The organism is Shewanella sp. HL-SH2 (assembly GCF_051164935.1).
Classification (GTDB): domain Bacteria; phylum Pseudomonadota; class Gammaproteobacteria; order Enterobacterales; family Shewanellaceae; genus Shewanella; species Shewanella glacialimarina.
In genome coordinates, this window is the sequence record NZ_CP195035.1 from 1,339,737 (window position 1) to 1,355,677 (window position 15,941).

The window sequence follows — 15,941 nt, forward strand, 5'->3', positions numbered from 1 at the left end:
GGGCATTTAGCATTGTGCATGGGTTAAATTTTACTTAACTTGAGTCGATTATAATCACTCACTTGGAAACAATATGTGGAACACGCTTCGTGCTTATCAATCTTCAATAATATTATTAACCGCTTTGATGATGGGTGGCGCACTAGGGTTATGGCTGCCTGACTTTGCCATAAAGTTAAAACCTATAGGGCAAATTTTTCTTAATTTACTATTTATGATCATAGTGCCGCTGGTGGCGGTAAGTGTGATGTCTTCTATTGCGCGCATGACGGATTTAAAAAAGTTAGGCGCAATTCTGATTTCTATTATGGCTGTTTCCATTGTGATGGCGATGATCCCCGCAATCGGTATCATTCTACTTGCCTCTGCATTTGATCCCGCACAAGGGGTGACATTAGCATTAGCTGAAACAGTAGATAATACTGGCGGCAGTATGGACTTTGTCAGCCTATTAACAACCAATGACTTTGTTGGCTTGTTGTCTAAATCCAATATATTGGCGCTCATCATTATGTCGGTTATCAGTGGTATTGCCATAGGGCAGTCAGGCGAGGATGGCCGTAAAGTGGCAGATTTATTAGATAGCCTTAATACGGTTATCATGAAGATTATTGCGATCATAATGTACGCGGCCCCGATAGGGTTAGGGGCGTACTTTGCGGCAACGATGGCAAGCCAAGATGCAGCATTAATGGGCACATTTGCACGTGCTGTAGGGCTGTTTTTTATTGCGACAGCTTTCTATTTAACCGTGGGCTCGACATTTTATGCATGGCTGGGTGGCGGTGTTGAAGGCATAAGGCGCTTTTGGCAGAACATGTTAGAACCCGCAGTCACTGCGTTAGGTACCAGTTCATCGTTAGCGACCTTGCCTGTGACGATTCGCAATGCAAATAAGATGGGTTTGAATGAGCAGATAGCTGAAATTAGTTTGCCTTTATTAGTTAATTTAAATAAAGGCGGTGCAGCTATGATCACCGCATTAAAGATAGTGTTTATTTATTCATTGTTGGGCTTAGATTTCAGTGCCGATGTCTTTATGATTACCGTTTTGATTGCTGTTTTGTCGGCATTTATTATTGGTGGCGTACCTGGTGGAGCATTTTTAGGTGAAATTTTTATTGTGACCACTTTAGGCCTACCACTTGAAGTTATCCCTATTTTAGTGGTGCTTGGGGCGATTACCGATGCCGCGTCGACGGTGATTAATGTGGTACATGATTTAACGGCAACCCAAATTATTGAGCGACTTAACGGTAAGCATTACCAAACGAAAGCATAATAGGTTGCATGAGTATAAAACCTAATATTGCCGAACCTATCGCCACACATACACAGACCAGTATTACACGGCTGAGCGCTGTATTGGCGGCGTTAAGGATATTGATGTGAAAAGCGCGGGATCTAGCAAGGTAAAGTCTGACAGTCATTGGCCTGCCATTATTGTGGTTGTTATATTATTTATTGCAGCTTCAGTGGCTGTGGTGAGTATTAACCAAAGCCATCAGCAAACAAGCCCTGAAACTTGGACCGCTTTTATCTATAAAAATGGATACCAATCGGCTAAATATCAAATGGAGGATGGCTTTGATGATTATCAAATGTGTAAAGACTATGCTGTACAGCAATCTGAAAAGTTTGATAATGCACCTTGGCAGTGTGGACTTCGTTGCCGTTTTGACTCTATGCGTCAAGGATATCAATGTGACAGTATGGAGAATCATTAGCAGATTACTTGCCTTAGTGAGCCGCAATGTACCGAGAAGCGAGTATGTTTTGGTCTTTTAAAATACCAATAATGCAGCCTAACTTTAGCGCATAAACTAAAAAGCATAAGCGCGAGCTTATGCTTTTTATGTGTAAACTTACTTGTCGTTTAAAGCTTGGTATTAGACGCGGGTGCAGCGGCGCTTTTGGTTAAGCTACAAGGTGATTCACCAGGGCCGACCAACAATGATGGATCGATATTGGCATTACACTTCCAGTTAATCAATCCACCATCATTATTGCCAATGCTAGGAGTAAAAGTCAGTTGTGAGTCTTCGCCATAATATTTCGCCAGTTTTACAACAACATCGCTTTGCTCTGATAGAAAAATATCACTTATTAACGGGTGTGCTTTAAGGTCATTAATAGGTAAATCAATCTTATCTGATGGTTTTGGTAGTCTTGATTTGTCGCTATAAAACTGTGATACCGACATTTTAGCCAGCTGGCTTAAATCAACAATAGAGTTTAGCTGTAGCTTAAGGTTAAGGCCATTATAGTTACTTTGTGCGTCCTGCTTAGTTGCCACAAACCTAGCATCTGTATTTATCGCAGGTGCTGCTATAGGTGCTTTAGTTATAGGTGCTTTAGTAACAGTTGATACCGTCTGTACCACTATTTCATCAGGTTTTGATGCGGCTTGCTCAGATACCACTGATTTAGATTGTGCCGTTATGGCCGCTATCTCGGCGTCATTTGCCTTAGGTTGAGATATCTGCGTAACCGCTTGCTTGGCTGTCGCATTTATATTTGAAGGCGCTTGTTGAGCTGCAATTAATTTTTGTGTCACTTCATCTATTGCATCATCGGCACCTAATGTTACCCGCAACACCTGTGATGCCTTATTTGATGGCGTGTTTTGGGCTATTTCAGTTGCAGCATTGTCATCGACTGATTCTATATCTGCGTCTGCTAGGGCTAGTTGAGTAACCTCTGGCTCTGTTGATATAGGTTTTTCGTTCAAAGTTGATATCGCAGGGCTTGGATTAATTGATGTTAGGGCAAGGTCTGTGTGAGATTCTTCAACGAGCTGTTTTTTGTCGGAAGCAACCTTGGTTGGCACTGGTTTTTTTGCTTCTACGACAAGCTCAACTGGCACCGCTGAGGTCACTTGTGAGTCATTCATTGCTTGAGTATCTCTTTCCTTCGAATCTAAAGCCTTAGTATCTATCGCCTTAGTATCTATAGCTTTTATGTCTTTAGGTTGCTCAATAAGCGCTGCTGTCTCTTGGGGGATTAATTGGGTCTCACTCGGTAATATACGATTAGCTACTTGTGACTGTGTTGTTGCTTTTTCTGATTCTGTAGCTACCTGCTCGTCAGCAACAGTTGTCCGCTCGTCTATGGTAGAGATGTTAGCTGCTGCAATATTAACTTTGTCAGTGGCGACACTATTTGTATCGGCGATATCAAGACTTTCAGCATCAACAGTTGTAGGATCAGTAGGCGCTTCAATGTTTGTTGCTTTGATGGCGAGTTCAGGCCGAGGTGGCGCCTTAATGTTGCTAAGTTGATTAAACGCCTGATCTAATGCTTTCATTAGCCTTGTGTCAGCCATTACCATCGGCATAGTTGCCATGGTTTCTGTTGCTAATGTCTCTATATCTTCAGCTTCGACATTTGTTGCATCAATACTGCTGTCATTCTGTGCTATTTCAGTTGCATCGGTAACTGTGGTTTTAGCAGTCGATTCTATAGTCTTGGCTGCTACTCTCTGCTCTTTGCTTATAGTTTCTACTTTATCACCACTTTCAACTTTTGAGGCTAAAGCGAGTGCTTCATCTGCTTTGTCTGATGTGTCTGTAATATTAGCAATAACCTCAACTTCAGTGTTATTGCCGTTAGCGGTACTGCTTTTGGCTATAGAATTATCTACAGGAGGCTTTTCTTCAATAGATTGTTCTATAATAGGCTGTTGTATCACTGGTTTTTCGGTTGCTATTACACTGGCTATTTCCGCAGTGAACGGCGCATTAGTAACGTCTTCTATGGCTGTTGTTATTTGTGTAACAGCGCCAGTATTAGTACTAGCATTGATGCTGTCGATATTCGATAAAGCCGCTTTTTCTAGCTCTTCTTCAACAGTTGTTCCCTTGGTCATAGCATTTTCAATGACTTTATTAGTCACTTTTAACGCTGCTAGCGCTTCGGCCTGTTCCTTTTTTATAGCTGCTTCAGCTATAGCTGCTTGTGCTATCGCAAGAGTGGCTTTACTTGACGTTATAGATGTTGAATCTGAGTCTGATTTTGTATCAGATGTCGCATCAATACTATTGTTAGCGACAAGGTTTTCTGGTGTTTCTGATTCTTTTGTTTCTGAAGCTCTTGTTTCTGTGACTCCTGTTTCTGAAACAGGGGCCGCTTCAGTAAGGTTTTGCTCTGCAATAATTATTTCATCGTCAGCTTGTACGACTTTATCGTTATTTGCTGTTTGAATATCTTCTTGGGGTAATAAATCCTTTGCTGATTGTAAAATAGAAGAAAATGTTTGTGATGCTGACTCTTCAATTGCAGCTAAGTCGATATCTTCAATACTGAAAGGGAGATCAGGTAAGTCTTCTGCACTAGGAAGTAATGCTTGCGCTGAATCAATCATGCTACTAAAGGTGTTTGTCGCATCTTGTTGTAAGGCAGTAAAATCAGTAGAAGCTATTGTGGTGGCAAAGGTTTTTTCACTAGGATCTTTTGGGCTGCCATCATTTAAAAACACCACTTTCACTGTGACACTGATGATGAGTAATAGCGAAATATTAATTAACCATTGATTAAGATCACGCTGTTTATTTTTCTGCCTTTTTTGAGGCTGTACACGGGTGATATTTTTATGCTTGGCGATGACATCACGAGCGATATCTTCAATTTCCTCACGATCGATTGACGTCACCTCATCCAAGGCTTCAATATAATCGAGTGGTAATTCGATATTATCAGGGTGTTGTGTCCCATGACGAAGTGCGTCTACTTCTAGAACGCGATTTTTAATTTCTTCGATTAGGGGGTTCTGTTGGCTAGGTTGACTAGCTTCGTTCATGGGTCTTTATCCTTGCAAATCTTCAATCGATAATGATAGTTTTTTTATTGTTATTCTAATTATCGTTATATTCGTTAACATATATTGCTATTTTATTTGTCGGTAACAAAGATGCCAGCAATAGTGTTTTTAGAAGTGTATTTTGCACATAAGGAAAAAGAAAAATAAGTATAAATTATTTAATTACAATGAATTACTGTATTAATATCTTCCGTGACATTTTTATGTAGACACTTTTTCCAAATGCTTGAGGCAAAATGAGCGCATGCACACTTCTTTCGCAGCGCACAAGATAACCTAACTAGGCTCATTAATTCAAATTTTTTAACAAATTATTATCATTTGTTGCAGTTGAAGTGTCATAAAGACGTCTATAGCTATTTATGACCATTGAATTATCAATAAAGACAGTGGTTTAATTGTGAGCAGTTGAGCGTCATTATTTTGTTCGATTAACTAAGCTCTGTTCAAATTATCACTCATTTAGTGTCTGTAATAGGTTGATTTAAGGCGTTTAACAATCCTCACCATGGCAGGTGTTCAATTTGTCCTGCTGCTGTTTATCTTTAGCCAGCACTTGACGTAAATCTTCGCTGCGTTGTTTCACCGCCACGCCATAGCTGTGGTCATCACCCCATAAGTCAGCGAGTAGGGTTAATGATTCATTATCGTGTTTAGAAAATAACTGCCCAGCGCGTTCTGAATCAGCCTGGCTGTGACCTAGCAGTGTTAACGCATCGACACCTAGATTGAGTGCCGAGTCAAAGGTTTCCCGTTTAAAGTGACTAACACCGATACGAATGAGCTCATAGGCGTGGCGCCTATCAACTGCGCGGGCGACAATTTTTAAATGGGGATAATGTTTACGGGCTAATGTGGCTATTTCAATAATTTTATCGGCATTATCGACTGCGATAACGAGCATTTTGGCATTTTTGGCCCCAGAGGCTTCAAGTAAGTCTTGTCTTGCGGCATCACCATAAAATACCTTGTTGCCAAAGCGTCTTAACACTTCTATTTGGCTTGGGCTGTGGTCTAGTACGGAAATATGGTAACCCTGTGCTGACAATAAACGTCCGACAATTTGACCAAAACGACCATAGCCTGCGATGATCACCTGTTGGGTCGCTTCTATATCGGCTGGTTTATCAAAATCAGCTTGAGTTGTAGTGGTGTGCTTGTTGATGACTTTGTCATAAAAAATCAATAATAAAGGGGCCATCAGCATAGAGATAGCAACGACTAAGGTGGTCATTTCACTTTGCTCAGGCGTCAGTATTTGTAGTGAGTTTGTCAGTGATAACAATACAAAGGCAAACTCGCCACCTTGAGCTAAGGCTAAGGCAAATAACCACTTTTGCTTGGTTTGCATCTTAAACAGTTTGGCTAACATAAATAGCACACTGGCTTTAATGGTTATCAAACCTATGACTAACATCAATACTAAAGCCAACTGTTCAAACAACAATGGGAAGTTTATTGATGCGCCCACCGTAATAAAAAATAACCCCAGTAATAAGCCTTTAAAGGGTTCTATATCCGCTTCTAATTCATGTCTAAACTCGCTTTCCGCTAATACCACTCCCGCCAAAAATGTACCCAGTGCCGGTGAAAGGCCAATACTTTGCATAATAAAGGCAATTGAGATAACCAGAAATAGTGCAAATACTGTGAATAACTCCCGTAATCGGGTGTCTGCAATGTATCTAAACAATGGCGCAGATATGTACTTACCCGCCAAAATAATCCCGATAATTACGGTAATGGATACCGCCACTTGCAGATAAGCAGGCAGGTTGGCAGTGATATTATTATGTGCTGTTGTGGTGGGAAAGTCGGTAAACGCCAGTAAGGGTAATAGCGCAAGAATAGGGATAACCGCGATATCTTGAAACAGTAATACAGAGAAACTATTTTGGCCTGCTTCCTGCTGTATCCAGCCTTTTTCAGATAAGGTTTGCAATACAATTGCGGTAGAAGATAGCGCTAGCATTAAGCCGATTGCCAATGCGCTTTGCCAGGGTAATTCAAAGACAAACAAGCAGCCGCTAAAAATAATCACAGTGGTGATGCTGACCTGTAAGCCCCCTAGACCCAATATTGAGTGTCTTAATTTCCAAAGCCTTGATGGCTGTAATTCTAAGCCGACTAAAAATAGCATCATCACTACACCAAACTCAGCAAAGTGCATAACGTCTGTTTGGTCACCGACTAAGCCGAGTAAATAAGGTCCGATAAGCATTCCAGCAATAAGGTAACCCAGCACAGAACCTAACCCGACCCGCTTAGCGATAGTGACTGAAAACAAAGCTGCAGCTAAATAAATTAAGGCAATCTCTAACATATGAATCTCCATATTACTCGACGTACTACTATAGACTTTATTTTATAGTAATTGGCCAGTTTCTCGTTAAGCGCAATAAATAGCAGATGATTGATTGCATTTAACGAGGCGAGTAACAGTTTCTTAATTAAATTGACGTACAATAGCACTCTATTTGTTGTTGGAGATGTGTGTGTTCATCAAAATCATTATTACGTTACTGATTATTATAGGAGCGTCTTTTTATCTGCGCCGCGGGAAATCATCTATCAGTAAAACCACCCAGGCAGTAACGGAGCATTCACCGCACCCTATATTTAATAAAATGGTTATGTACGTTTTGATCACGGCTTGTATGTTGTCGACTGCGGCATTCTGGGGCTGGGGTTGGTATGACGATAATCAAATTGTAACGGTACAAATATCTTCACCTATTGAGGCAATGTCCACCCAGTACCAAGTGCGCAAAAAAGACATTCATGCCCGTAAAATTACCACGATAGAAGGGATAGAAGTACGGTTGTCTAATCAAGAAAGAGTTACGATTTCAACATCAACATCAACATCAACATCAACATCTAAATCTACAGATAAATAATGAGTTGTGGCTAAACGGCAGATATAAAAATGGAGGCCAATAAGCCTCCATTTTCATATCGATTTTTCACTGATAGCTAATCAATAGCTCTTTAACTGCTCATCAAGTGCGTTAACTCAGTATCAATCTTTTGTTTGGAACTTAATCTTTGCATTAGCATAAGGATCAACTTTACTGGTTGATGCAGGGCTAGATTTAGGTTCGCTAGGCTTAGTTTGTCTAGGCTGCGATTGCGGCTTAGGTTGACTTGCTTTAGCTGGCGCTTTGCGCTCGCCTGAGTCATTGTCACTTGGTTTAGGTGTTTGTGCTCGGTTAGCAAATTTAGCCCCTAAATCAACTAATGGCTTTTGGCGTCTAGGCGGACGATTCTTTGCAGCTGCGCCGTTTGCAGAAGTACCATCAGAACTTTTCTTCTGCTCATTATTACCCTGACGTCTTTGGTGGATTTTTTTATCCTGTCCTGAACTCGAGGTTTTAGTGCGACTCGCGCTAGATTTTTGCCCTGTTGAAGAACCCGTTAATTGGGTTTCAGGTAAGGTAAAATTCGCCTCAAAGCCGATTAACACCTTACGGGGAAGTTGGCGTTGAATCAGTTTTTCGATATCACGTAATAATTTACCTTCCTCATCACTGACCAAAGACACAGCTTCACCTGATGCACCAGCACGGCCGGTACGACCAATACGGTGAACATAGTCTTCAGGCACTTGCGGTAAGTCAAAATTCACTACAAAAGGCAGTTGGTCGATATCAATACCACGGGCAGCAATGTCAGTTGCAACCATAACTTGGGCAGCACCACGCTTAAAGTCCGCTAAGGCTTTAGTACGTGCGGTTTGGCTTTTATTACCGTGAATCGCCACAGCTGAAATATTCGCTGACTCTAAGCTTTTCGCTAAACGGTTCGCGCCGTGCTTAGTGCGAGAAAATACCAATACCTGATTCCAGTTATTGATTTTGATCAGTTCGATTAACGCTGCTGACTTACGCGTTTTATCGACAGTGTAAATGCTTTGCTCAACGCTATTCGCAGTACTGTTACGTGGGGTAACAGAAATTTCAACAGGGTTGTTTACTAAGCCTTTTGCTAGCTCGCGGATCTCGACAGAGAATGTCGCTGAAAACATTAAGTTTTGTCTTTTAGCTGGCAAGAATGACAAAATTTTACGAATGTCACGAATAAAGCCCATGTCTAACATGCGATCGGCTTCATCAAGGACTAAAATCTCAAGGTGATCAAAGTTGATCGCGCGTTGCTGATATAAGTCTAATAAACGCCCTGGTGTTGCTACTAGAATATCAACACCATTTTTAAGTGATGCCAGTTGTGGCTGAATAGACACGCCACCAAACACTACAGCCGATTTAAGTGGTAAATGTTTACCATAGGTCGCGACACTGTCTTGAACCTGCGCAGCAAGTTCACGGGTAGGCGTTAATATTAAAGTACGCACATGACCGCGTTTAACTGGCGTGCCTTGGGATAATAATTCTAGAATAGGAAGAGTAAATCCCGCTGTTTTACCTGTACCTGTTTGCGCTGCTGCCATAACATCTAGACCGTTTAATACTGCAGGAATGGCTTGGGCTTGAATAGGGGATGGGGTGTCATAACCTTGTTTGGCAACCGCTTTTAAAATAGCAGCACTTAGTCCTAGGTTTTCAAAACTCATAGATTACATCTCAGTTAACAGCCGAGGCGGTTAAATATATTAAGGTAGCCAATATCGGCGGGCGTGCATCTTACCTGAAAAGCAATATAAGTGCTATCTAAACACGTCTAGCGGAATCGTGAAAAAGTCTTAATCTTCAGTGCCAAACAAAGAAATATTGCATACAATGAATTGCTTGGTGCATTGTATAACTGTTATTAGCTATATCACTATCACCCTTGATTTAGCTTTTATGCTAATCTGTCGTTAGTTTACTACCTACTTTTCGTCTTCATTTTTGTCTTATAAGGCAGTTCATGACCCCAAAACAGGCCGCATTATCACACATTGAAAAGATTGCCTTAGTGTTACGCGATCCCGCCCATGCGTTGATCAAAAATGTACTGTTGATGTCAAATATCTCTATGGTTTCACTGCAACTTGCAATGCGAAAACTAAATCAGCATGGCCGAGTTGCGTTGCATTTTCACCCTGATAGAGTCGATAGCCGTGGCTTAAGAGTGGTTGAAGGCCTGATAAAAGACGGTGTTTATAAAAGCCAGTTTGAAACCCATATCTCTAATGGTCAATTATCGCCAGAGTTAGGTGGGCCACGTGATTATTGGGAAAACCAGTTATTTGGTCAATGTTATTCAGGCATCAAACATCGGCCTAAGTATGGCGCACTAGACTTAGGCTTGTGCTCATTGGGGCCTGCACCACGCTTTGGTAGTTGCTACTTTCTGACCACCCCACAAGTGTTAACACGCAGTACATTTAGCTATATGGACTCTTATCGATTACCAAAAGAGAAGGGCACCATAAATTGTTTCGATGGCGTGTTAGCGGCATTATTAAGTGAAAGTTTTGAGCGCCATTACGCGTTAGGTATTCAAGGGCTTAAGCCCGCTAAATTGATTGACTATTTAACCACTGATTTAGCTCATGCCATCCAAGGGCGATTTACACGCACGCCAAGTTGTAATCTTGATCATTACATTGAGGCACAAATCCACGGTGATGTATCTCTAGATAATGATATCGAGATTTTAGTCGCCGACCCCAGTTTTAAAGATTCACACGTGGGTGATTTGCTACAAACCTTATGTGATGGGCATGATATTCAACTGTTATGGCATGGCGGATATCAGTTATCGGTAGAAGAGGTACCCAGTGACTTTCGCGGAGCGAATATGCCTATGTTAGCGCAAAGCATTGCTCAGAATAATATGATAAATGCCGCTATTTTGGGACAAGCCGCCTATACATTATGTAAGCAACCTACAAGCTGGAGTGAGCGTTCAAGCCACGCAAAAAAAGTGCAAGAATTGAAACTGCTTTGGCATGTGTTGGTCAGGTATGGCGCCATTGATCCTCAATAGTGAAGCCATTTACCTAGCCTGATCCCGCTCATCAATCACTAAACTGTGCAGCAGTTAACATTATCAGCCGGTTCATTGTATTAGGTAGGTGACAGCTGCGATACTGCACTTTAAAACCATTCTCTATTTTTATTATTCTATGTTCTTAATGTTGTGCCTTTTATCTTGCTTATAGGGCATCAAGAATTGTTGTTGGAGTGTCATGGATAAGTCGTTAGAAAAGTCATTGGCCAAATGGCTTAAAAGTCAGCAATCTGCCTGCGGTATTTACCTTAAGTTAGCGACCTTACTCGGACTGTTAAATGGCGTAGCCATCATAGGCCAAGCTTATTGTATTGCTAAAATTTTACATGGGGTGATTATGACTGAGTTAACTGTCAGTCAATTACGGCCATTTTTTATCGGTTTAGCCATATTATTACTCACCCGCGCCGCTTTAGTTTACTGGCGCGAACGATTCAGCTTTGAGGCAGGAAGATTACTCCGCCAAGATATCAGGCAAGCAGTATTGAACAAACTGGTTGCCCTAGGGCCGGCATTTATTAAAGGTAAGCCAGCCGGTGCATGGGCAAGTATTGTGCTTGAGCAAGTGGAAGATTTACATGATTTTTATAGTAAATATGTGCCACAAATGCTGTTGGCAGGGTTTATTCCTGTGTTTATTTTAGTGCTGGTATTTCCCTTAAACTGGGCCGCAGGTGTGGTGTTTTTGACCACAGCGCCACTTATTCCAATGTTTATGATTTTAGTCGGCATGGGGGCTGCGGATGCCAATCGCAAAAACTTCAGCGCCTTAAGTCGATTAAGTGGTCATTTTATGGATCGCTTACAAGGTTTGAGTACCTTGAAATTGTTTCACCGCGGTGAAGCCGAAATTAAGCAAATCCATCAAGCATCGGAAGACTTTAGAAGTCGTACCATGTCGGTGTTGCGACTGGCATTTTTAAGCTCGGCGGTGTTAGAGTTTTTTGCAGCATTATCTATCGCAGTATTGGCGGTGTATTTTGGTTTTAGTTATTTAGGCCATTTAAATTTTGGTCATTATGGCTTAGGGATCAGCTTATTCACCGGCATGTTTGTGCTTATGTTAGCACCTGAATTTTTTCAACCACTGCGCGACTTAGGTACCCATTATCACGCTAAAGCGCAAGCTATTGGCGCAGCAGAATCCTTAGTTGAGTTATTAGATTATCCCCTTTCTCATGTTCACACTGATGGCAATCAAACGCCTGCTCTTAATCAGGTTAGCATCAGAGCGACAGATCTAAGGGTAATGAGCATGGATGGTCAATGTTTACTTGGGCCTGTTTCATTCAATGTTATCGCAGGACAACACGTGGCTATTGTGGGGGTTAGCGGCGCGGGTAAAACCAGTTTGCTGCAAGCCTTGTTAGGCTTTTTACCCTATGAAGGCGAGTTACTGATTAATGACCAAGCCTTTGACGCTATCAGCCTTGCCCATTGGCGAAAACACCTTGCCTGGTTAGGGCAAGACCCGCTGTTATTTCACGGCACAATTGCTGAAAACGTCGCATTAGGCAGTCCCGAGCTAAGTGACCAAGACATTATGCTATTACTTGAACAAGCTCAAATTGCTGATTTTGTCACTCAGCATCCCCAAGGTCTGCATACGGTAATAAGCGATCAATCATCTGGCGTATCAGTAGGGCAAGCCCAGCGAATCGCCTTGGCCAGAGCGCTGAGCCAACAAGCCAGTGTGTTTATACTTGATGAGCCGACAGCCAGCTTAGATGAACAAAGTGCTGAAGCGGTAATGGCCGCTTTATCTCAAGCGACAAAGGCAAAAACCACCTTAATGGTGACGCATAAGTTAAATGACTTAACTCAAGTCGATAACATTATCGTCATCGATAAAGGCCAGCTGGTGGAACAGGGGGACTATCAAACATTAATGGCAGCCCAAGGTAGCTTTTATCAATTACTGCAACAGGAGGTCAGTTAATGAAAGTGCTACTGCCTTTTGTACACTTATTTAAGCGCCAATGGTTAATGATGCTAGTGGGCTTATTACTCAGTTTTATTACCTTGTTAGCGGGTGTGGGTTTATTGTCATTGTCGGGGTGGTTTTTATCCGCCACCGCAGTCGCAGGACTCACCGTTGCCACAGCGCAGGTTTTTAACTTTTTCACCCCAGCAGGCGGCGTGCGATTTTTTTCTATCGCCCGCACCGCAAGCCGATATGGTGAGCGCTTAGCCACCCATGAAGCCACCTTTAAGTTATTAACTGAACTGAGAGTGTGGGCGTGGCAAAAGCTGTTACCTCTTAGCGCCGCTAATTTAACAGGTCTACGCCGAGGCGATTTATTAAATCGACTAGTGGCTGATATCGATACCTTAGATCACCTTTATTTGCGCCTTATTACACCGATTAGCGCATCATTATTGATGATAGCTGCCCTGTATGCGTTTATCGCCTGGTTTGATGCTAGTTTAGCGTTAGCGCTGTGCGGCTTTTTGCTTTTAGTATTATTGATATTGCCGAGTATTTTTTATCAATTAGGCAAAGTGCCAGGCCAGCAGTTAATCGAAACTAAACAAAGCTTTAGAGTACAGCTACTGGATGTGATTCAAGGTCAGGCTGAATTAAGCTTATTTGCGGCTAATTCACGTTATTTAACCAAAGTGTATCAACAGCAACAGATCTTTTTTAACAGCCAAATTGCGATGGCAAAAATCACTGGGTTAAGTCAGGCGATATTAATTTTAACCAACGGTTTCGCGGTATTGTTGATGCTGTATTTAGCCGCGAATGGCGTGGGCGATGCCGTGCCACCAGGGCCAATATTTGCCTTGATCATATTTGCCACTATGGCCTGTTTAGAAATGATGATGCCAATAGCAGGCGCGTTTCAGCATTTATCTAGCACTGTGTTAGCAGCCACAAGGGTCACGGCAATAACTGAGCAAGTTCCAGCTATTCAATTTGGCAGCAATGATGCCATTAATGAAGCAATTAAGGCTAAAACAGGCGCATTGGTTATCAGCAACTTACATTTTGCTTATCACGCTAATCAAGCGGTTTTAAAAGGGCTGAATATACATATTCCAGCTGGACACAAAGTGGCTATTGTCGGTAAAACCGGCTGCGGTAAATCCAGTTTATTGCATATGATCACCCGCGAATGGCAAGCAGACTCCGGCAGTATTACTTTAGATGGTCAGCCGCTTGAAGATTACAGCGAAGCCAATTTACGCGCATCAATGTCGGTCGTCAGTCAGCGGGTGCATTTGTTTAGCGGCACACTACGTGACAACTTAGTGTTGGCATTACCTTATGTTGCTGGTGAAAAACGTAAAGCCCACGATGGCAAGTTAACTCATGTGTTGTCACAAGTGGGCTTAAGTCATTTATTACAGGGTGATAACCCGTTAGACATGTGGATGGGCGAAGGCGGCAGGCAATTATCTGGCGGCGAGCAACGCCGAATCGGTGTCGCCCGCGCGTTACTGCGTGATGCACCACTTCTGTTGTTAGATGAACCCACAGAAGGATTAGATAAGCGCACCGAGCGAGAAATACTCGCAACTTTATTTGCCTTTGCTGAGCATAAAACCGTGTTGATGATAAGCCACAGAACCACGGCGTTAAGTCAAATGGATGCTTGTTATCAGCTTATAGATGGACAATTGTCGAGCCTGACGGGTGTTGATGTTAACGGCTGAACATTGCTAAAGAGGGCTGAAGCCTTAACAGCTTTGTGAGTTAAAGTGGGATTATGCATATGGTCTCTATGATCATGGAGCTATACCATAGTAAAGAATGCATCGTGAAGTTTATCTATGTAGGTTCAGCATGGCATTCACTCACCGACACGCAGCATTCTTTTGAAATAAAAAGTTCTGTAGCTCAACCGACCCATCCCTGGGTCGAATGGTCGGCTCGCAAACTACCATAATGAACCTTTCAAGCATTTACCTAATTAACAAGTTTTAAAGAGTGAGTGACATAAAGTTATTTCAAAACACTGACTTGATTTACCCCCATGTCAGCTTATGTGTATGGCCAGCAGCCACTATGAACATGGCGCTTTGGTTATAGCAAAGCATGTATCGTGAAGTTTATCTATGTAGGTTCAGCATGATATTAACTCACCGACACGCAGCATTCTTTCGAAATAAAAAAGTCCTTGTAGCTCAACCGACCCATCCCTGGGTCGGATGGTCGGCTTGCAAACCACCATGATGAACCTTTCGAGCATTGACTTAATCGGCAAGTTTTAAAGAGCGAGTGGCATAAGATTATTTCAAAACACTAACTCACTTTTGCCCCAAAGCTTGTTAGAGAACATCCAATTTAAACTTTGCTCGAACATAGTTATCGCTAGTTTATGAAAGCACCATTTTGATATAAATTTATCTACGATTAACATCATAAAATCTTTGCGACAGTATACTGTGTTTTCATACAGTTATAATTCCTTTGTGTTAAAACAACAGTGTTGTTTCTCGTTATGTAATTGCGAAAATTCTCGGTTTTACCTAAAGGATAATTCTATCTAATTGAATTAGCTGATTTTTGTTAACATATCTGCTCTGCATAACGAGTTTGTATTATTCTCGATTATCTAAATTCTCGCTTTTGCCTAGACTAAAAGGTGATTGATTTGGGTTATTTAAGCTGATAAGTTACTAAAATTATTAATAATTAAAGCGATTTGGATGTTGTGTTTTGGTGAGCTTCTCAGGATGTTTATCGGAATTCTCGCTAATACGCTGTTATATGGCAATTCCATTATGAGTGTATCTAGTCGTTTTGAGTTATTGATCCCAGAATGTTTAATTAAACTTGAGCATAACGAGTGGGCTTTCACTCAAGCTAGAGAAGCGCTCATTCAAGGCTTAGAACCGCATGAGGCTTTTGGGGCAATTACTGACGTTATGCTATTATCGCTTAAGCAAAAAGAGGCCTACGTGTTCGCTAATTGTTGCTGGTTAGTTATGCAATTGGCTCGTTTATCGCAAACAACTGAAATGCCCGATGACTTAGATTTGGCATTAGATAAATCATATGCTTATGCGTTAGAGTTAACTGATGGTTTGGCTAATGAAGTTCAAACCGTTGCTAATTGGTATCGGTATACCGTTGCCATATAACAAGAAATTCAACAGGACTAAAAACAGCGGGCTATTCGCTTCGCTCAAGTTTAGCCCACAATTTTTAGCCCGT

Annotated in this window: 10 protein-coding genes; 7 read left to right on the top strand and 3 right to left on the bottom strand. The window is 41.8% G+C overall.

Going from position 1 to position 15,941, the window contains the following annotated elements; translation table 11 throughout:
• The first annotated feature begins 73 nt into the window (after window positions 1-73).
• Together ACRWP9_RS05860 and ACRWP9_RS05865 are read left to right on the top strand one after the other, a co-directional pair.
• On the top strand, window positions 74-1,282 hold the full coding sequence (locus ACRWP9_RS05860; RefSeq protein ID WP_434928340.1) for a dicarboxylate/amino acid:cation symporter: 1,209 nt from the start codon (window positions 74-76) through the stop codon (window positions 1,280-1,282).
• Window positions 1,283-1,388: 106 nt separating this feature from the next.
• The gene (locus ACRWP9_RS05865; protein WP_434928341.1) at window positions 1,389-1,727 is read left to right on the top strand and encodes a hypothetical protein; all 339 of its coding nucleotides are present in this window, start codon (window positions 1,389-1,391) and stop codon (window positions 1,725-1,727) included.
• A 149-nt stretch (window positions 1,728-1,876) separates the two neighbouring features.
• Here ACRWP9_RS05865 and ACRWP9_RS05870 read toward each other — a convergent pair whose 3' ends face one another.
• Both ACRWP9_RS05870 and ACRWP9_RS05875 read right to left on the bottom strand, forming a co-directional pair.
• On the bottom strand, window positions 1,877-4,798 hold the full coding sequence (locus ACRWP9_RS05870) for a hypothetical protein (protein ID WP_434928342.1): 2,922 nt from the start codon (window positions 4,796-4,798) through the stop codon (window positions 1,877-1,879).
• A gap of 514 nt (window positions 4,799-5,312) precedes the next feature.
• Window positions 5,313-7,142 (bottom strand): monovalent cation:proton antiporter-2 (CPA2) family protein, encoded by a 1,830-nt coding sequence (locus ACRWP9_RS05875; RefSeq protein WP_434928343.1) that lies wholly within the window; start codon window positions 7,140-7,142, stop codon window positions 5,313-5,315.
• A 310-nt stretch (window positions 7,143-7,452) separates the two neighbouring features.
• On the opposite strand from ACRWP9_RS05875, the gene ACRWP9_RS05880 reads away from it, so the two are divergent.
• On the top strand, window positions 7,453-7,719 hold the full coding sequence (locus tag ACRWP9_RS05880; protein WP_434928344.1) for a hypothetical protein: 267 nt from the start codon (window positions 7,453-7,455) through the stop codon (window positions 7,717-7,719).
• 122 nt (window positions 7,720-7,841) lie between these two features.
• Here the strand turns inward: ACRWP9_RS05880 and ACRWP9_RS05885 are convergent, their stop codons facing one another.
• Window positions 7,842-9,392, bottom strand: a complete 1,551-nt coding sequence (locus tag ACRWP9_RS05885) for a DEAD/DEAH box helicase (protein WP_434928345.1) — start codon at window positions 9,390-9,392, stop codon at window positions 7,842-7,844.
• A gap of 296 nt (window positions 9,393-9,688) precedes the next feature.
• On the opposite strand from ACRWP9_RS05885, the gene ACRWP9_RS05890 reads away from it, so the two are divergent.
• The 4 genes from ACRWP9_RS05890 to ACRWP9_RS05905 all read left to right on the top strand — a co-directional run bounded on the left by ACRWP9_RS05890 (window position 9,689) and on the right by ACRWP9_RS05905 (window position 15,868).
• Window positions 9,689-10,753: a DUF3626 domain-containing protein gene (locus ACRWP9_RS05890; RefSeq protein WP_434928346.1), complete on the top strand. Its 1,065-nt coding sequence runs from the start codon at window positions 9,689-9,691 to the stop codon at window positions 10,751-10,753.
• Window positions 10,754-10,955: 202 nt separating this feature from the next.
• Complete coding sequence (gene cydD / locus ACRWP9_RS05895) at window positions 10,956-12,716, top strand: heme ABC transporter permease/ATP-binding protein CydD (protein WP_434928347.1); 1,761 nt, start codon at window positions 10,956-10,958, stop codon at window positions 12,714-12,716.
• The gene (cydC, locus tag ACRWP9_RS05900; protein WP_434928348.1) at window positions 12,716-14,437 is read left to right on the top strand and encodes a heme ABC transporter ATP-binding protein/permease CydC; all 1,722 of its coding nucleotides are present in this window, start codon (window positions 12,716-12,718) and stop codon (window positions 14,435-14,437) included. The genes cydD and cydC overlap by 1 nt, the downstream gene beginning before the upstream one ends.
• A gap of 1,071 nt (window positions 14,438-15,508) precedes the next feature.
• Complete coding sequence (locus tag ACRWP9_RS05905) at window positions 15,509-15,868, top strand: hypothetical protein (protein WP_434928349.1); 360 nt, start codon at window positions 15,509-15,511, stop codon at window positions 15,866-15,868.
• Window positions 15,869-15,941: the final 73 nt, after the last annotated feature.

Coding starts and splice junctions, on each gene's coding strand:
- ACRWP9_RS05860 (WP_434928340.1), top strand. CDS start 74: ATGTGGAACACGCTTCGTGCTTATCAATCTTCAATAATATTATTAACC.
- ACRWP9_RS05870 (WP_434928342.1), bottom strand. CDS start 4,798: ATGAACGAAGCTAGTCAACCTAGCCAACAGAACCCCCTAATCGAAGAA.
- ACRWP9_RS05875 (WP_434928343.1), bottom strand. CDS start 7,142: ATGTTAGAGATTGCCTTAATTTATTTAGCTGCAGCTTTGTTTTCAGTC.
- ACRWP9_RS05880 (WP_434928344.1), top strand. CDS start 7,453: ATGTACGTTTTGATCACGGCTTGTATGTTGTCGACTGCGGCATTCTGG.
- ACRWP9_RS05885 (WP_434928345.1), bottom strand. CDS start 9,392: ATGAGTTTTGAAAACCTAGGACTAAGTGCTGCTATTTTAAAAGCGGTT.
- ACRWP9_RS05890 (WP_434928346.1), top strand. CDS start 9,689: ATGACCCCAAAACAGGCCGCATTATCACACATTGAAAAGATTGCCTTA.
- cydD (WP_434928347.1), top strand. CDS start 10,956: ATGGATAAGTCGTTAGAAAAGTCATTGGCCAAATGGCTTAAAAGTCAG.
- cydC (WP_434928348.1), top strand. CDS start 12,716: ATGAAAGTGCTACTGCCTTTTGTACACTTATTTAAGCGCCAATGGTTA.
- ACRWP9_RS05905 (WP_434928349.1), top strand. CDS start 15,509: ATGAGTGTATCTAGTCGTTTTGAGTTATTGATCCCAGAATGTTTAATT.